This window comes from Streptomyces sp. NPDC048584, assembly GCF_043199595.1.
Lineage (GTDB): Bacteria > Actinomycetota > Actinomycetes > Streptomycetales > Streptomycetaceae > Streptomyces > Streptomyces edwardsiae.
The window spans coordinates 272,109-289,100 of record NZ_JBICWF010000009.1 but is presented as its reverse complement, the minus strand read 5'-3'; the positions used below and the strand labels follow the sequence as shown (position 1 = coordinate 289,100).

Here is a 16,992-nt window from a genome sequence, read left to right as displayed (position 1 = left end):
CGGCGGTCTTCCGCCGGTCCCCGCCCGCGCGTGCCCGCTCAGAACGGGAAGCCGCTCCGGCCGTGCTGCACCGAGATCCACTTCACCGTGGTGAAGGCGTCCAGCATGGTGTCGCCGTTGAGCCGGCCGATGCCGGAGCTCTTCTCGCCGCCGAAGGGGACGATCGGCTCGTCGTGCACGGTGCCGTCGTTCACGTGGAACATGCCGGTGTCGATCCGCTTGGCGAAGCGGACGCCCCGCTCGATGTCCCCGGTGTGCACGGCGCCGCTCAGGCCGTACGGCGTGTCGTTGACGAGGCGTACGGCCTCCTCCTCACCGTCGAACGGGACGAGGAAGGCGACGGGTCCGAAGACCTCCTGCTTCAGCAGGGCCGAGCCGGCGGGCAGACCGGTGAGGACGGACGGCTCGACCAGGTTGTCCCGGCGCGCGCCCCAGACCAGGGCGGTGGCGCCCTCGGCGAGCGCCTGCTCGACCACGCCGGACAGGGTGTCCGCCTGGCGGGAGTTGATCACCGGGCCGATGACCGTCTCCGGGTCACGCGGGTCGCCGGCCTTGAGGGAGCGGACCTTGGCGACGAACTTCTCGGTGAACTCGTCGGCCACCGAGCGGTCCACCAGCACACGGTTGGCGGCCATGCAGACCTGGCCCTGATGGACGTACCGGCTGAACACGGCCGCGTCCACGGCGTAGTCGAGGTCGGCGTCGTCGAGCACCACCAGCGCGCTGTTGCCGCCGAGTTCGAGCACCGAGCGCTTGAAGAGGGAGGCGCAGACGGTGGCCACACGGCGGCCGACCGCGTCCGAGCCGGTGAAGGAGATGACCTTCGGGACCGGGTGCTCCAGGAAGGCGTCGCCTATCTCTGCGATGTCGGTGATGACGACGTTGAGCAGACCGCCGGGCAGGCCCGCGTCCTCGAAGATCTTCGCGACGAGGGAGCCGCCGACGACCGGCGTGTCCTGGTGCGGCTTGAGCACCACGCCGTTGCCGAGCGCGAGTGCGGGGGCGACGGACTTCAGGGAGAGCAGGAAGGGGAAGTTGAAGGGGCTGATCACGCCCACGACGCCGACGGGCACGCGGTAGACGCGGTTCTCCTTGCCGTCGACCGGCGAGGGGATGATCCGGCCCTCGGGGGCCAGCGCCAGATGGACCGCCTCGCGCAGGAACTCCTTGGCGAGGTGCAGCTCGAAGGCGGCCTTCAGGCGGGTGCCGCCGAGTTCGGCGACGATCGCCTCGGCGATCTCCTCCTCGCGCTCCTCGACCAGCCTGAGCGCCTTCTCGAACACCGCGCGGCGGGCGTACGGGTTGGTCCGCGCCCATTCCTTCTGCGCGCGGGCGGCCGCCTTGTAGGCCTGATCGACCTCGTCGACCGTGGCGATGGTGATCGACGCGAGCTTCTCGTCGTCGTACGGGTTGAAGTCGATGATGTCCCAGGAGCCGGTGCCCGGGCGCCACTCACCGTCGATGTACTGCTGAGCGAGGTCGGTGAAGTACGACGGCATGTGATTCCTCGATCCCTTGCTGCATCAGCGGAGCACTGATCGACCGTATTACCTGACTGGACGTCATCGTACTTATGTTGCATACGAGTTGCAGGGGTCGTCCGCACAGCCGTACGGGCTCTCCTAGGACAGTTGCAGCAGTCCGCGCAGGAGGTCCCGGCTCTCCGACGGGCCCGGACTGTCGTGCAGGAGGTCCTTGAGGGCCTTCTCGTACTGGGCCACGTCCTCGGGTTTGTCGAGGTACAGCGCGCTGGTCAGCTGCTCCAGGTACACGACGTCCGACAGATCGGACTCCGGGAAGCTGAGGAGGGTGAACGCGCCCGACTCGCCGGAATGCCCGCCGAGACTGAACGGCATGACCTGCAGCCGGACGTTGGGCCGCTCGGAGATGTCGATGAGGTGCTGGAGCTGGCCGCGCATCACCGCGCGGTCGCCGTACGGCCGGCGCAGGGCGGCCTCGTCGAGGACGACGTGGAACTCGGGGGCGCTCTCCGCGACCAGGTACTTCTGCCGCTCCAGGCGCAGCGTCACCCGCCGCTCGACGTCCTCCTCGCTCGCGCCCTTCATGCCCCGGCGGACCACCGCGCGGGCGTACTCCTCGGTCTGCAGCAGGCCGTGCACGAACTGCACCTCGTACGCCCGGATCAGCGAGGCCGCGCCCTCCAGGCCCACGTACGTCGGGAACCAGCTCGGCAGCACGTCCGAGTAACTGTGCCACCAGCCCGCCACATTGGCCTCCTTGGCGAGGGAGACCAGCGACAGGCGCTCCTGCTCGTCCGTGATGCCGTACAGCGTCAGGAGGTCTTCGACATCCCTGGTCTTGAAGCTCACCCGGCCCAACTCCATGCGGCTGATCTTCGATTCGGAGGCGCGGATCGAGTAGCCCGCGGCCTCGCGCGTGATCCCCCGCGCCTCACGCAGTCGCCGTAGTTGTGATCCGAGCAGCATGCGCCGCACCACCGATCCCGGCTCTCCCGCGCTCACGTTCGCCAGCCTCCCCAACGTCTTCAGGGCCCGCAGTCTGCCACTAAAACACTTCGAGCAGTACTCGTCCGGTTACGGAAACGGAATCCAGCCGCTCACTCCGATCAGGAACGAGCACGGAACGGGCACGGAACGGGCACGGAAGCAGCAAGAGAGGAGAGGGGAGAAGTCACGACGAGGCAAGGGAACAGGCGGAAGAGGACACGAAGTTGACGGAAAAAATGCCCACCAAACCAGCACGGGGGCGCCGATTTCGGTCAGCTGCACGTGCATCTGCCCTTGCATCTGCTGTACGTATCGGAAACCATGGTCCCGCACCACCGCAGCCTCGCTACGACCGCGAATTCCCGGGAGTGCCTCGCATGGGGACGAATGGATCGACCATGCTCCAGCCGTTACGGCAGGGCCTTCCGCCGCTGAACCTCGCGGCCGCCTCCGACGCCGCCTCCTGCACCCTCCCCGCCCGCTACGAAGCGGTCCGCGAGGCCCGGCGGTTCACCCGCAAGACACTCGAGCAGTGGGACACCGGCGACCGCTTCGACGACGTGTGCCTGGTCGTCTCCGAACTGGTCACCAACGCGCTGCGGCACGCGCTGCCGGCCGGCACCCCGCGTCCGACGGCGCCGGACCTGCCGGTACGGCTGCATCTGCTGCGGTGGACGGAGCGGCTGGTGTGCGCGGTGCGCGACCCCAGCGACGACGGTCCCGTCGCCCGTGACCCGGACGACCTCCCCGCCGACTTCTCCGCCGAGTCGGGCCGGGGACTGTTCCTCGTCGACTCCTTCAGCGACGGCTGGGGCTGGCACCCGATGGCCGGGCGGCTCGGCGGCAAGGTGGTCTGGGCGCTGTTCCGGCTGCCGCACACGGCGGACCGCTCCGGTCCCGGCGTATGACGAACCGCGGCGCGTCCGGGCGCCGCGGTTCTACGCGCGTCATCGCCTCCTGAGCACCTCGGGGCGCCACCATCCGCCCCCGCGCACCGGTCAGCCGGCGACCAGGTGGTCGAACTCGCCGTCCTTCACGCCCAGCAGCATGGCCTCGATCTCCGCGCGGGTGTAGACGAGCGCGGGGCCTTCGGGGAAACGGGAGTTGCGCACCGCCACCTCGCCGCCGGGCAGCCGGGCGAACTCCACGCAGGATCCCTGCGAGTTGCTGTGCCGGCTCTTCTGCCAGGCCACACCGTCGAGCCCGGTGGCCGCCATGCCGTTGTACACGCCGGACGCGTCGGCACCGTCGTACACGTCGCCGTCGTACACGTCGTGGTCCACAAGTCGCTCCCCGCTGGTGCACTGGCTGGTGTGGCCATTGATGCAGTGGTCAACTGATGCGGATCATAGCTTTGTTTCATGTGCAGATGCATGGGCATATGCACGTGCACGCGCGGTGTTCCCGCGATTACAGCCCTTGCGGTCGTGTCGTGTCCGCTTTGGCGGATGCCTTACCGAACCCCGCTCCCAATGAGACGCGCGCGGGAGCCCATGTGTTCCCTCGTGTTCCCTTGCGTGCTGCCCGCATTCCACGTCCCGGCCCCGCCGTTCAGCAGTGGACATGCTGTGCGAGGTGCGTCACGGAGGCTGGTGGGCCGGAGGGCGGGTCCTGTTAGCTGACGGCGGTCGTCCGGCCGCCGGGGCCGGATTCAGCTAGGGGGCTCGCAGTGACTTCGAGGGCTTGGGTGGGGCACTCACGCGTATCGCCGCCGGCACCGCGCGGGTGGCGGTCCCGGCGCGCGCGGCTCGCGACGGCGGCCGTGGGGCTGGCCGGCGCGCTCGCGCTGACCGCGGGCGGTGGGGGCGGCTCCGACGACTCGGACGACTCGGACTCCAAGCCCACGCCCGCCCTGTCGGCCACGGCGACCCCGAGCCCCGAAGCGAGCAAGGCTCCGGCGGGCCCGCTGGAGGGCAGCTGGCTCGTCACGGTCGACAGCCAGGCCGTCGTCCTGATGGTCAGCGGCGAGGAGGCCGCCCTCTTCGCCACCGGCGGCACCGTGTGCAGCGGTACCGCGCGGGAGGAGGGCGGAACCCGGACGATCCGCCTGAAGTGCGGCGACGACGAGGACCGGGCGAACGGCACGGTCGATTCCGTCGACAAGGACTCCCTGAAGGTCACCTGGAAGAGCCCCCTCGGCACCGAGACGTACACCAGGGCGGAGGGCGGCTCCTTCCCGTCGGGGCTGCCGACGGATGGGGTGGGTTCGTAGCGCCCCGACCGGCGGGTCACCTTCTCCGGCGAACCGGTGGCGGTGCGTGATGATGGCCGATGGGCACTTCCACGAACCCCAGAGGATCATTCATGCGCACCACGCCGATCGCCGTCCCCGCCGTCCTCGCCGCGCTTCTCCTGCTGACCGCCTGCGGCGGCCCGGACGGTGACGACGGGAAGCCGGACAGCAGCCCCTGCTCGGCCGGCACGGTGAGCATGGAGGTCGGGCCCGCGAGCATCGCGCCGGCCGCGGGGGACACCGGTGAGGTTCCCGTCGCCTTCACCAACCAGAGCGCCTCGTGCACCCTCGAGGGCTTCCCCGAGGTGCTGCTGGCGGGGACCGGTGACTCCGAGAGCCTGGACGTGCCGCCGGCCGAGGGGGCCAAGGCGCAGAAGCTGACCCTGGCCAAGGGCGAGTCCGCGTCCTTCACCCTCGTCTACGAACGCGGCCCGCGCGGGGACGGCTCCTTCGACGCCGCGAACCTGCGGGTCGAGCTCCCCGGCGACTCGGACAGCCGTACGTTCCGCTGGACGTACGGCCCGGTCGCGTCCGACGGCCGGGGCGGCCACGAGATCTCCGTGGGCGCGTACCAGCAGGTGGGTGACTAGGTCCTGTCGTCACCTTCCCGGCGTCCGCCCCTCAGGGCGGGCCGCGCGGCGTCAGGTGCGTGCTCTGGGGGTCCCCCGGCCGAAGGCTGCGGGAGTGCCGGGCCCTGGGCCTCGTACCGGATGTACCCGGCTCAGGGTCCGGTGCGGCGAGTGGGGGCACCTCCCGCGCCGCGTCGCGCGGCAAACGGCCGTTCGACGACAGGGCCTAGGACGCGCCGGGAAGGTGCGGGCGGGCCCTGACCTGGGCGTCGTCGGCCGCGCGGGCGCCCTCCTCCCAGCCCGCCGCGTCGCTCACCCCGCGCAGCCGGGTGGTCGTCGTCTCCGGGAACAGGCGGTCCGTCCGCTCGGTGACCGCCACCGCGCGGGAGGCGAGGACCGGGAGCAGATCGTCGCTCACCTGGGTCTCGGCGACAGCCGCGAGACGGGTGCCCACGCGGTGCGCGTAGGCGGCGAGGAAGGACTGCCGGAAGGTCTTGGTCCGCTTGCGTCCGCCGGCCCGCTGCGCGGCCTCCGCCCGGGTCATCGCCGTGGTGGCCTGCACCAGCAGTGAGGTGTAGAGGAGTTCCACCGCCTCCAGGTCCGAGGCGAAGCCGACCACGGTGGAGAAGCCGAGCGGTTCGTTCCACACGGCCCGGCAGTGGTTCGCGCCGGCGACCGCGTCCAGCAGGACCGCCTTGGCCTGCTCGTACGGCGGCTCCACGCCGATCCGGCAGGCTCCCGGCGTCGCGGCGGAGGGCGCCCGCGCGGCGAGCAGCGCCTCGTCGACGCTGTGCCGGGCCATCAGCTCCTGCGCCTTGGCGCTCAGTGCCTCCGCCTCGTCCGGGAACCCCGTCGCCTCCGCCTTGGCGAGCAGCGCGCGGATGCGGCCGAGCATGCGGGACTCGGGCCGCCGGTCGCGCGGATCCGGGGCGGCGGTCTCGTCGAGGGGTTCGAGGGCGGGCAGCCGCAGTAGCAGGCGGTACAGCTCCAGTACGGCCGAGGCGTACGAGAAACGGTCACCGCGCGGGACGTCGTCCGCTTCCAGCTCGTCGAGCTGGGCCTGCCAGCGGGGCCCGCGCGGCCGGTCGTCGCGCGGTGCCCCCGCAAGGATCAGCGCGGTGACGAGCCGTACGTGGACGTCGTCCAGCTCGCGCCGGACGATCCGTACGACATCGGCGGGCTGCCAGCCGCGCTGCCAGGCGGTGGCCACGAACTCCTCGCCCCGCCGGGCGAGTTCCGCGTCGGCCGCGGGATCTGCGGCGAGCAGGGACGCGCCGGTGTCGAGGGCGGTGTCGCCGGTGTCGTAAAGGGCGGCCCGGAAGGCGCGGTCGACGGTGCTGGACGTACTCACGGGCCGATCGTGCCACGTCCGGAGCATTCACCCGAAGGTGTCAACCGTGGGTTGACAGTGCAGGGGTGTCAACTTACGGTTGACACATGACGAAGGACCCCGCCATCAAGTCATCCATCCGTCTCGACGACCTCATCGCGGCCATCAAGAAGGTCCACGAGGAGCCGCTCGCACAGCTCCAGGACGCGGTGCTCGCCGGTGAGCACCTCGGTGACGTGGCCGACCACCTGATCGGCCACTTCGTGGACCAGGCCCGCCGTTCGGGCGCCTCCTGGACCGACATCGGCCGGAGCATGGGCGTCACACGGCAGGCGGCCCAGAAGCGCTTCGTACCGAAGGAGGGCAACGACCTCGACCCGAGCCAGGGCTTCAACCGCTACACGCCCCGTGCCCGCAACGTGATCATGGCCGCGCACACCGAGGCCCAGACCGCGCACAACGCCGAGGGCCTGCCCGAGCACCTGGTCCTCGGTCTGCTGGCCGAGCCGTGGGGACTGGCGGTCAAGGCGATCGACGAGCAGGGCGTCACCGTGCGGGCGGTCGCCGAGGCCGCCCGCGCGGCGCTCCCGCCGGCCGTCGAGGAGGCCCCGGAGCTGGTGCCGTACGGCCCGGCGGCCAAGAAGGTCCTCGAGCTCACCTTCCGCGAGGCCCTGCGCCTCGGCCACAACTACATCGGCACCGAGCACATCCTGCTCGCCCTCCTCGAGCACGAGAACGGCGAGGGCCTCCTCAGCGGTCTCGGCGTCACCAAGCCCGCCACCGAGCGGTACGTCGCCGAGATGCTGGCGCAGTACGTCGAGACCGAACAGGCCGACGAGACCGGCCGGGAAGGCTGACCGGGGGCCGTTGTCAGACCCCCCTGCCACACTCGCAGCATGGCCGACCGGTGGGCGCTCGCTCCGGCCGGGGACGGTGGCGTGGACGTCGCCCTCCTCGGCCCGGACGGGCTGCCCGCCGGCCCGGTGCACCGGGAGCCGGACCTCGCCGAAGCCGTGCGCGGACGCCCCGGTGTCACGCGATGGGTATGGCGGTCCACCGCCGAGGTATACCCGCGTCTGCTCGCCACGGGGGTGCGAGTGGAGCGGGCCTACGACGTCGAGACCGCCGAGACCCTTCTCCTCGGCCACGAGGGGCGGTACGGGGAACCCCGTTCGGCCGCGGCCGCGCTGGCCCGGCTGCGCGGCGGCCCCGTACCGCCCGATCCGCCGCAGCGCCATGCCGAACCCGGCGCCCAGTCCTCCCTCTTCGAACCCCAGGGCGTCCCGCTGCCCCTGCCGGACCTCCTCGCGGTCTACGCCGAGCAGCAGCGGCGCACCGACGCGACCGCGCACCCGGACCGGATGCGGCTGCTGACGGCCGCCGAGTCGGCGGGGACGCTGGTGGCCGCCGAGATGAACCGCGCCGGGCTGCCCTGGCGGGCGGACGTGCACCGCGCGGTGCTGCACGACCTGCTGGGCGAGCGGTACGCGGGCGGTGGCGAGCCGCGCCGGCTGGCCGAACTCGCCGACGAGGTGTCCGCCGCCTTCGGTCACCGGGTCCGGCCGGACCTGCCCGCCGAGGTGGTGAAGGCGTTCTCGCGGGCCGGCGTCAAGGTCACGTCGACCCGCCGCTGGGAGATCGAGTCCGTCGACCACCCGGCCGTCAAACCCCTGCTCGAGTACAAGAGGCTGTACCGGATCTGGGTCGCCCACGGCTGGTCCTGGCTCCAGGACTGGGTGCGCGACGGCCGCTTCCGGCCCGAGTTCCTCGCCGGCGGCACCGTGACCGGCCGCTGGGTGACCAACGGCGGGGGCGCCCTGCAGATCCCCAAGGTGATCCGCCGCGCGGCCGTCGCCGACCCGGGCTGGCGGCTCGTAGTCGCCGACGCCGACCAGATGGAGCCCCGCGTGCTGGCGGCGATCTCCCGCGACCCCGGACTGATGCAGGTGGCCGGCCGGGAGACCGACCTCTACCAGTCGGTGTCCGACCGCGCCTTCGCCGGCGACCGCGCCCAGGCCAAACTCGCCGTCCTCGGCGCGGTGTACGGCCAGACCTCCGGCGACGGCCTGAAGAACCTCGCCACGCTCAGACGCCGCTTCCCCAGGGCGGTGGCATACGTCGACGAGGCCGCCCGCGCGGGCGAGGAGGGCAGACTCGTACGGACCTGGCTGGGCCGCACCTGCCCGCCGGCCGCCCGCACGGGCGACGACACGGCGGAGGAGGCGGGCATCCCGCTCACCGACGACGAGTCCGGCCCGTGGACCCCGGGCTACGCATCGACCAACGCCCGCGCCCGGGGCCGCTTCGCCCGCAACTTCGTCGTCCAGGGCAGCGCCGCCGACTGGGCCCTGCTGCTGCTCGCCGCGTTGCGGCAGGCCCTCAGCGGCATGGCGGCCGAGCTGGTCTTCTTCCAGCACGACGAGGTGATCGTGCACTGCCCCGAGGAGGAGGCGGCGACGGTGGCGGAGGCGATCCGGCGGGCCGCCGACCTGGCGGGCCGGCTCACCTTCGGCGAGACACCGGTGCGGTTCCCGTTCACGACGGCGGTGGTGGAGTGCTACGCGGACGCCAAGTGACCGGCCCGTTTCCGTCCGTCGTCCGCCTCGGCGGACCGGTTCCCCATGGTCACCACCGCGACGGCGATCCCCGGCGTCTCCATGTCCTCACCTCCCCATCCCGGCCGACGACCGCGCCCGCGATGTCAGGCCCGCAAATCCCGGGTGGGCCGCGTCGACGCCCGCGCGGCGGCGCACGTCTTCCGGGCAGGGGGACGGGACGGTCTTCACCGGGCTGGTGAGGGAGGACGTCAGCGGTGACTTCCGTTCAGGAGGGTCAGACGACTGATACGACGGACCAGCGCAGGGCGCTCGACCCCGAGCCGCACGGCACCACCTGGAGCCTCGCATCGTTCCCGGCGGAACCGCCGCCGGCCACGCTCATGCACAGGTCGCTCGCGGCGTTGCGGATCCGGTAGCCGCCCGACGCCGGGTCCAGCCACCAGAGCTGGTTGTCGGCCGCCGGCCTGCAGTGGTACTCGGTGACCTTGGTCCCGGGCGCGACACCGCCGTAGTCGGGCAGGTCCATGCACAGCCCGTCCTTGCGGTTCCTGACGACGAAAAGGCTCGCCCCCCGGGGCCCGCCGTCCGCGTCGGCCACCACCAGGTCCCAGAGCTGGTTGTCCCCCGTGGGCCGGCAGTTGTACTGGCTGACCGGGCCGTCGACCGAACCCTTGTCGTAGTAGGGCAGGTCGGCGCACTTGCCGGTGGCGACGTTCCTCAGTTGCGCGTTGACCCGGGTGGAGAGGGCGTTGGCCAGCTGGCGGGCGGTGATCTCGGGGGTCTTCCTCGTCTTCGGCTCGGCCTTGTCCTCGGCCTTGCTCTCGGCCTTCTTCTCGGTCTGCGGCCGGGGTTCGGACTTCACCCCGGCCTCGGTCGTGACCGGACCGGCGACCGCCGGCTCGGACTTGGGCTCGGCCGGGGAGGCGGTCGACAACTTCGCCGCGCTCGGCGACTCCGAGGGGGACGGGGACGCGGCCTGATAGGCGGCGGCCGGCAGGTCGTCGGACGCACCGGGGTCGAGCGTCGTCCCCCCGACGGGAGCCGTCTCGACCGTGCGCTCCTCCTCACCGCTCAGGGCGAGTACCAGGAGGGGCACGCAGATCAGCACCGCGCCGACGAGGGCGGCGGCGGCGACCATGGGGCCGCGCAGACGTCCTGGCGCCGTCTCGTCGGCGGCCGTGTCCGCGTTCGCCTTCGTGTCGCCCGTTGCGTCACCGCTGGCGGCCGAGCCGACAGCGGCCGTCGCCTCGCCTTCGGCGGCGGGCTCGGCGGCCGGCCGCGACTCCTGTTCCTGTTCTTGCCTCTTCCCGGCGGCGGCACCGGTATCGGACGGCGCCGGTATCGCTTCCGGAGCCTCCGGCTCGACCACGGGCTCGGATGCGCGGGCGGGCTCGGCGGCGCGGGCCGGTTCGGATGCGCGGGCGGGATCGGGGCTCCGCGGTCTCAGGTCCGCACCGGGATCCCCGCCAGGCGCGGGCACGGATACCGCACGCCGGACGGCCACGGAAGGTGGCGTCCCGCCGGTGGGAGGTTCGTGCTGACGTGGCATGAAACGCTGCTCCTCAATCCAGGGGCACGTAAGTCATTCGACCCAACCCACTCTGGATCACGCCTGGTTGCGTCCACACCTCGGTCAAGTGAACGGAGAGCGACACAGCTCGCGCCCGGGCGGCCGAGCCCTACGCGGGCATCGCCCCGCTCCGTGCCGCCTTCTCATGACGGGCGGTCAGCCGGGACCCGGACTCACGACGGGCAGCGCGACGCAGCAGCGGGACGGCCAGCAGGAATCCGAGGACCGTCCAGGCGGTCAGGACGAGGGCGACCATGGGCAGTTCCCAGGAACCGGCCGGCTCGGCGGCCTGCGCCGCGTCCGGCAGCAGCGCCGAACGCAGGCCCTGCGCCATCCACTTGAGCGGGAAGACGGCGGACACCTGCTGCACCGGCTCCGGCAGCTTGGCGATGGGGAACATCGTTCCGGAGGTGATCAGCAGGCCCAGCAGCGGCAGCATGATCAGGGCCAGCGCCTCACGTGGGTTGGGCAGTACGGCCCCGATGGCAGCTCCCAGCGGGACGACGGCCAGCAGCCCCAGCGTGGTGACCCACACCAGTGTCAGCCAGCCGGCCGGCCCTTGCGGCAGCGGCCCGTCGGTCAGCAGCGCGGCGGCCGCGAGGAGCAGCGCCAGGGTGGTGACCGCCGTGACGACCACCAGCAGGCACTTGGCGACGAGGTAGGCCGGTATCCCGCCGGGTGTGGCGCGCAGTCGCAGCAGCGCGCCCTCCTCCCGTTCGGTCACCAGGATCTGCGGGAGGCTGAGCAGCCCGATCTGGAACAGCAGATAGGCGGCGAAACCCGCGAGCGCCAGATGGGACATCGGGGTCTGCGTGCCGGGCACTTTGTCGCTGATGTAGTAGGTGACCAGCAGGGCGACGACCACATTGCCGAGGTGGCCGAACATCTCCTTGGGGTTGCGCAGGAGATGCCGCAGTTCGATGCCGCCGCGAAGGAAGCCGGCACGCCAGTGACGCGCCCCCCGATTCATCACATGGACCCCCTTCATGCCGCCCGCTCCTCCCCGTCCACCTGGTTCACCATGTGCAGATAGGTGTCCTCCAGCGTCGGTCGGCGGACCTCCAGACCGGCGATCGGGCCGTCCGCGTCCTGGTGGAGCTCCCAGACCAGCCGGGAGGGGTCCTCGGTGCGTTCGCGGCGCCGCGTCCCGTCGCCGTCCGTCCAGCGGACCTCGGCCTGTGCCGCCGCCCGCCGGGCCAGCTCGGCAGGGGTGCCGCAGGCCCGGATCCGGCCGGCGACCAGCATGGCGATCCGGTCGGCAAGCCGCTCGGCCTCCGCCAGGTCGTGCGTGGTGAGCAGGACGGTGACGCCCTCGTCCCGGGCCAGCCGTTCGACGAGGACGTGGAACTCGCGCCGTGCCTCCGGGTCGAAGCCGGTGGTCGGCTCGTCCAGGAAGAGGAGTTCGGGGCGGCCGACGATGCCGAGTGCGACGTCCAGCCGCCGTCGCTGTCCGCCGGACAGCCGGTCCACCTGCCGGCCGGCCTGCTCGGTGAGGCCGACCAGGGCCAGCAGTTCGGCCGGGTCGCGCGGGTCGGGGTAGTACATGGCGAAGTGGGTCAGCAGTTCGGCGACCCGCCAGCGGCGGTGGTCGCGCCAGGACTGCAGCACCAGTCCGATCCGGCCCCGCCAGGCGTCGTCGCCCCGCTCGGGGTCCACGCCGAGGACGCGCACCTCGCCGGCGGACCGCCGCCGGAAGCCCTCCAGGATCTCCACGGTGGTGGTCTTCCCGGCCCCGTTGGGCCCGAGCAGCGCGAACACCTCGCCCCGGTGGATGGCATCACGCCCCGGCGGGCGCCGTGTCAGCCCAGCACCTCCCGGAGCCAGGCCCGTTCCGCGCGGCTGGTGGCGCGGGCGATCGTGAGCATGCCGCGCCGATAGGGGTCGCCGGTCTCCTCGGCACCGAGCGGGCGGTCGCCGTCATGGAAGAAGCTCGCCGGCTGTCCCAGGAAATCCAGACGCCGGCGCAGCACCGCGTGCTGGTCGGCGATGTCCGGCAGCCGGGAGAGGAAGGCGAGCACCGTGAAGTAACGGGTGCTGTCACTGATGTCCAGACCGTCGGCATCCCGCAGCCTGCGCAGCAGCTCACGGCGGCCGGCGTCGGTCAGACTCAGGGTGTGCCGCCGGGCGGCCGAGGCGCCCGGTTCGGCCTTCCGGCCGAGCAGTCCGGCCTTGACCAGCCGGCTGATCGCCGGATAGAGGCTGCCGTCGCTGACCGGTCGGGCATGACCGGACAAGTGGGCTATCCGGTGCCGCAGTTGATAGCCGTGCAGGGGCCCCTCGGCCAGGAATCCCAGGATCGCGAGTTCGAGCATGCTGCTACTGTCGCACATCGAATCGAGGTACCTCGAAACGAGACAGGAGTAGGGCATGTACACCGAGGAATGGGTGACCGAGCGGGCGCGCGACGCCTACGAGCAGGGCCGGGCGTCGTTCGGCATACGGCCCGAACGGACGGCACTGCTGGTCGTCGACATGCAGGACGAGTTCGTCCGCCCCGGCTGGAGTCCCCACTGGGTGCCCGCGGCCACCCGGATGGCGCCCCGGCTGCGACGACTGGCCGAGAACTGCCGGGACGCCTCGGTACCGGTGATCTGGACCATCTTCGACGACACCCATCTCGGTCTGGACCGGCCGCGCACCCTGCGCTCCTTCCCGCACGCCCACAGCGACTGGCACCGGCCGGGTCCCGCCGGGGTGTGGGACGCGATGGGCCGCCGCCCCGACGAGGCCCTGATCCGCAAGCCCTCCTACGGGGCGTTCTACGACACCCCGCTCGACACCGTCCTGCGCAACCTCGACCGCGACACCGTCATCGTCACGGGCACACTCACCAACTACTGCTGCGGCACCACGGCCCGCCAGGCATACGAACGCGGCTACAAGGTCGTCTTCGGCTCCGACGTCACGGCCACCGACGACGAGTCACGCCAGGAACCCGAACTCGCCGTCCTGCGCAAGGGCTTCGCACTCGTCCTGCCCGCCGAGGAGATCACCGCCCGCCTGACCACGACGAACGCCGCCTGACGGGCCACCGGGGCCGATCCGCGGAACCGCCCGACACCGATCACCTCGGAGCAGCCACCCACGTCCCGAACCGGACACGAAAGAACCCCGGACCGACTTCCGACCCGGGGTTCATCAATGAGCCGCCTTCGGGATTCGAACCCGAGACCTACGCATTACGAGTGCGTTGCTCTGGCCATCTGAGCTAAGGCGGCGCGCCGCGCACCTATGGTGCGATCAGCAACGTCGGTAAGTCTACACAGTTTCGGGGGGTGCTTCGTACCGGCCCCGGAGGCGGGGCGGAGGGGCCGCCTCCGGGGCCGGGGTACCGGCTAGGAGCAGCGCTTTCCGTCCGTCGGCGGGGTGCCGTCGAGCAGGTAGGTGTTGATCGCGGAGTCGATGCAGGCGCTGCCGCGGCCGTAGGCGGTGTGGCCGTCGCCCTCGTAGGTGAGGAGGCGGCCCGAGGAGAGCTGGCCGGACAGGGCCTCGGCCCAGCGGTACGGGGTGGCCGGGTCCCGGGTGGTGCCGACGACGACGATCGGCGCGGCGCCCTTCGCCTCGATGCGCTGGGCCTCACCGGTGGCCTTCGCCGGCCAGTACGCGCAGTTCAGGGAGGCCCACGCGAGGCCCTCGCCGAAGACGGGGGACGCCTTCTCGAAAGCGGGGAGCGCCCGTGTGACCTCGTCCGGGGTGTCGAAGGCGGGCGGGAGGTCAAGGCAGTTCACGGCCGCGTTGGCGAACATCAGATTGCTGTACTCGCCGTTCGCGTCCCGCTCGTAGTAGCTGTCGGAGAGGACGAGGAGTCCCGCGCCGTCGCTCTCCTTCATCGCGGCCGTCAGTGCCTCGCGCAGCCGCTGCCACGCGCCCTCGTCGTACATCGCGGCGATCACGCCGATCGTCGCCTGCGACTCGGTGAGTCGGCGGCCGTCGGCGTCGCCGGTGGGGATCGGGCGGGCGTCGAGACGGTCGAAGAACGCCTTGAGGTTCCTGCCGACCTGTCCGGGACCGGTGTCCCGGCCGCCGAGCGGGCAGTCGTCGTGCCGCACGCAGTCCTTCGCGAAGGCGGTGAACGCCGTGTCGAAGCCCTCCGTCTGTTCGAGGTTGAGCCGCCGCGCGGACAGCGAGGGGTCCATCGCCCCGTCCAGCACCAGCCGTCCCACCCGGTCCGGGAACAGCCCGGCGTAGGTGGCGCCGAGGAAGGTGCCGTACGAGGCGCCGACGTAGTGCAGCTTCGCGTCGCCCAGCGCGGCCCGCACGATGTCCATGTCACGGGCCGCCTCGACGGTGGACACATGGCGCAGCAGCTTCGGCGCGTCCGCCCCGCAGCCCTCGGCGAACGTCTTGTACGCCGCGACCAGTGTGCCGGTCTCCTTCGTGTCGTCCGGGGTGATGTCGGTCCGCGTGTACGCGTCCATCGCGGGCCCGTCCAGGCACTCGACGGGTTCGCTGCGGGCCACGCCGCGCGGGTCGACGCCCACGATGTCGTAGCGGGCGCGCACCTCGGCGGGGTAGCCGATGCCGGCGTACGCCTGGACGTAGCCGATCGCCGAGCCGCCGGGGCCGCCAGGGTTCACCAGGAGGGAGCCCAGCCGCTTGCCCGGGCCCGTGGCCTTCTTGCGGGTGACGGCGAGGCGGACGTCACCGGCGGACGGTTCGGTGTAGTCGAGCGGGGCCTTCAGCGTGGCGCACTGGAAGCCGGGGACGCCGCAGTCGCGCCAGGCCGGTTCCTGCTCGTAGTACGGAGTGAGAGCGGCGGGTGTGGAGCGGGGCAGGGGGGCGAGGGCTGCCGCCGCCTCCGCCGCCGAGCTGGCCGTACTCGTCGAGCTTCCGGAGGAGCAGCCCGAGATCAGCAGTGCGGCGGCGGCGAGCAGGGTGACTGCGGTGCGGGTCCCACGGTGGGTGCGCCATGTGTGCATACGGCGAGCGTAACTGTGCGCAATGACATGAGTGCTCTGCGCGCACGCCGTGCCTCGTACGAGTTACCGCGTCGAGCCGCCGGACGGGCGCCGCGGTCAGCCAGCTCTGAGGGCCATCGTCATCGCCTCGACCGCCAGCAGCGGGGCCACATTGCGGTCGAGGGCCTCGCCGCACGCCGCGATCGCCTCGATACGGCGAAGCGTGGACTCGGGGGAGCCGGCGCGGGCCAGGCGCTGCAGTACGTCCTCCGAGTCCGCGTTGGCGATGGCGACGCGGGAGCCGAGCTGGAGGGCGAGGACGTCGCGATAGAAGCCGGTCAGGTCGCTGAGCGCGATGTCGAGGGTGTTGCGCTGCGTACGGCGTCTGCGGCGTTTCTGGTCGTCCTCCAGGTCCTTCATCACGCCCGCCGTGCCGCGTGGCAGCCGGCCGCCCTGGGCCGCACCCAGTGCCGCCTTCAGCTCCTCGGTCTCCTTGGTGTCCGTCTCCTCGGCGAGCTGCTTGGCGTCCTCGGCCGCCGTGTCGACCAGTTCCTGGGCCGCCTTGAGCGCGCTGCCGACGTCGTCGACCCGCAGCGGCAGCTTGAGCACGGCGGCCCGGCGGGCGCGGGCGGCCGGGTCGGTGGCGAGGCGGCGGGCCCGGTCGACATGGCCCTGGGTCGCGCGGGCCACCGAGGCGGCGACGTCCGGCTCGATGCCCTCGCGCCGGACGAGCATGTCGGCGACGGCGGCCACCGAGGGCGTGCTCAGGTTGAGGTGGCGGCAGCGGGAGCGGATCGTCGGCAGGACGTCCTCGACGGAGGGAGCGCAGAGCAGCCAGACGGTGCGGGGCGCCGGCTCCTCGACGGCCTTGAGGACGGCGTTGCCGGACTTCTCGTTCAGCCGCTCGGCCTCCTCGACGAGGATGATCTGCCAGCGGCCGTTCGCCGGTGAGGTGAACGACTTGCGGACGGTCTCCTTCATGTCCTTGAAGAGGATCTCCGCGCCCATCGCGACCACCGTGCTGACGTCCGCGTGGGTGCCGACGAGCGCCGTGTGGCAGCCGTCGCAGAAGCCGCACCCGGGGGCCCCGCCCAGGGCCCGGTCCGGGCTCACGCACTGCAGTGCCGCGGCGAAGGCACGCGCCGTCTGTGTCACTCCCGCCCCGGGCGGGCCGGTGAACAGCCAGGCGTGCGTCATGCTCGACGCTCCGGGAGGCGGCCCCGCGGCCCCGACGGCGGTGACGAACGCGTCCGCGTCCCGGGCCGCGCCGGCGAGCCGTTCGCTCACCCGCTCCTGCCCGACCAGGTCGTCCCACACGGTCATGGGTCAGCCCGCCCTTCCGTCACGTCTGCCTCACCGGATCCAT

General features: G+C 72.0%; 16 protein-coding genes and 1 tRNA gene. 6 read left to right on the top strand and 11 right to left on the bottom strand.

Annotated features, from left to right (window positions below):
• Positions 1-38: 38 nt before the first annotated feature.
• Positions 39-1,499, bottom strand: coding sequence for an aldehyde dehydrogenase family protein (locus tag ACGFR9_RS21760; protein WP_393211075.1), 1,461 nt, complete (start codon positions 1,497-1,499; stop codon positions 39-41).
• Positions 1,500-1,622: 123 nt separating this feature from the next.
• On the bottom strand, positions 1,623-2,447 hold the full coding sequence (locus tag ACGFR9_RS21755) for a helix-turn-helix domain-containing protein (protein ID WP_393211267.1): 825 nt from the start codon (positions 2,445-2,447) through the stop codon (positions 1,623-1,625).
• Positions 2,448-2,845: 398 nt separating this feature from the next.
• Between ACGFR9_RS21755 and ACGFR9_RS21750 the strand changes: the two genes are divergently transcribed.
• Positions 2,846-3,376 carry an ATP-binding protein gene (locus ACGFR9_RS21750; RefSeq protein ID WP_393211072.1) on the top strand — a complete coding sequence of 177 codons (531 nt, stop codon included), beginning with the start codon at positions 2,846-2,848 and terminating at the stop codon, positions 3,374-3,376.
• Between the two features lie 90 nt (positions 3,377-3,466).
• On the opposite strand, the gene ACGFR9_RS21745 is transcribed toward ACGFR9_RS21750, so the two are convergent.
• Positions 3,467-3,751: a DUF397 domain-containing protein gene (locus ACGFR9_RS21745; RefSeq protein WP_393211070.1), complete on the bottom strand. Its 285-nt coding sequence runs from the start codon at positions 3,749-3,751 to the stop codon at positions 3,467-3,469.
• Between the two features lie 479 nt (positions 3,752-4,230).
• Between ACGFR9_RS21745 and ACGFR9_RS21740 the strand changes: the two genes are divergently transcribed.
• Both ACGFR9_RS21740 and ACGFR9_RS21735 read left to right on the top strand, forming a co-directional pair.
• The gene (locus tag ACGFR9_RS21740; RefSeq protein WP_393211067.1) at positions 4,231-4,680 is read left to right on the top strand and encodes a hypothetical protein; all 450 of its coding nucleotides are present in this window, start codon (positions 4,231-4,233) and stop codon (positions 4,678-4,680) included.
• A gap of 92 nt (positions 4,681-4,772) precedes the next feature.
• Positions 4,773-5,291: a DUF4232 domain-containing protein gene (locus ACGFR9_RS21735; RefSeq protein WP_393211064.1), complete on the top strand. Its 519-nt coding sequence runs from the start codon at positions 4,773-4,775 to the stop codon at positions 5,289-5,291.
• 205 nt (positions 5,292-5,496) lie between these two features.
• Here the strand turns inward: ACGFR9_RS21735 and ACGFR9_RS21730 are convergent, their stop codons facing one another.
• On the bottom strand, positions 5,497-6,621 hold the full coding sequence (locus ACGFR9_RS21730) for a DUF2786 domain-containing protein (RefSeq protein WP_393211061.1): 1,125 nt from the start codon (positions 6,619-6,621) through the stop codon (positions 5,497-5,499).
• Between the two features lie 86 nt (positions 6,622-6,707).
• Here ACGFR9_RS21730 and ACGFR9_RS21725 point away from each other — a divergent pair, with 86 nt between their 5' ends.
• Complete coding sequence (locus ACGFR9_RS21725; protein ID WP_393211058.1) at positions 6,708-7,457, top strand: Clp protease N-terminal domain-containing protein; 750 nt, start codon at positions 6,708-6,710, stop codon at positions 7,455-7,457.
• Positions 7,458-7,496: 39 nt separating this feature from the next.
• Positions 7,497-9,176: a bifunctional 3'-5' exonuclease/DNA polymerase gene (locus ACGFR9_RS21720; protein WP_393211055.1), complete on the top strand. Its 1,680-nt coding sequence runs from the start codon at positions 7,497-7,499 to the stop codon at positions 9,174-9,176.
• A 256-nt stretch (positions 9,177-9,432) separates the two neighbouring features.
• Here the strand turns inward: ACGFR9_RS21720 and ACGFR9_RS21715 are convergent, their stop codons facing one another.
• From ACGFR9_RS21715 to ACGFR9_RS21700, 4 genes are all read right to left on the bottom strand, one after another.
• Positions 9,433-10,527, bottom strand: coding sequence for an RICIN domain-containing protein (locus ACGFR9_RS21715; protein ID WP_393211052.1), 1,095 nt, complete (start codon positions 10,525-10,527; stop codon positions 9,433-9,435).
• A 310-nt stretch (positions 10,528-10,837) separates the two neighbouring features.
• Positions 10,838-11,716, bottom strand: a complete 879-nt coding sequence (locus ACGFR9_RS21710; RefSeq protein ID WP_393211049.1) for an ABC transporter permease — start codon at positions 11,714-11,716, stop codon at positions 10,838-10,840.
• A complete protein-coding gene (locus tag ACGFR9_RS21705) occupies positions 11,713-12,552 on the bottom strand; it encodes an ABC transporter ATP-binding protein (RefSeq protein ID WP_393211264.1) in 840 nt (279 codons plus the stop codon). The genes ACGFR9_RS21710 and ACGFR9_RS21705 overlap by 4 nt, the downstream gene beginning before the upstream one ends.
• Positions 12,528-13,040 (bottom strand): PadR family transcriptional regulator, encoded by a 513-nt coding sequence (locus ACGFR9_RS21700; RefSeq protein WP_393211046.1) that lies wholly within the window; start codon positions 13,038-13,040, stop codon positions 12,528-12,530. The genes ACGFR9_RS21705 and ACGFR9_RS21700 overlap by 25 nt, the downstream gene beginning before the upstream one ends.
• Before the next feature lie 55 nt (positions 13,041-13,095).
• Between ACGFR9_RS21700 and ACGFR9_RS21695 the strand changes: the two genes are divergently transcribed.
• Entirely contained in the window at positions 13,096-13,752 is a 657-nt protein-coding gene (locus tag ACGFR9_RS21695) for a cysteine hydrolase family protein (protein WP_393211043.1), read from the top strand.
• Positions 13,753-13,872: 120 nt separating this feature from the next.
• Here the strand turns inward: ACGFR9_RS21695 and ACGFR9_RS21690 are convergent.
• The 3 genes from ACGFR9_RS21690 to ACGFR9_RS21680 all read right to left on the bottom strand — a co-directional run bounded on the left by ACGFR9_RS21690 (position 13,873) and on the right by ACGFR9_RS21680 (position 16,949).
• A tRNA-Thr gene (locus ACGFR9_RS21690) sits at positions 13,873-13,946 on the bottom strand.
• Between the two features lie 117 nt (positions 13,947-14,063).
• Positions 14,064-15,647, bottom strand: a complete 1,584-nt coding sequence (locus ACGFR9_RS21685; protein ID WP_393211040.1) for an alpha/beta hydrolase — start codon at positions 15,645-15,647, stop codon at positions 14,064-14,066.
• 96 nt (positions 15,648-15,743) lie between these two features.
• Positions 15,744-16,949, bottom strand: coding sequence for a DNA polymerase III subunit delta' (locus ACGFR9_RS21680; RefSeq protein ID WP_393211037.1), 1,206 nt, complete (start codon positions 16,947-16,949; stop codon positions 15,744-15,746).
• Positions 16,950-16,992: the final 43 nt, after the last annotated feature.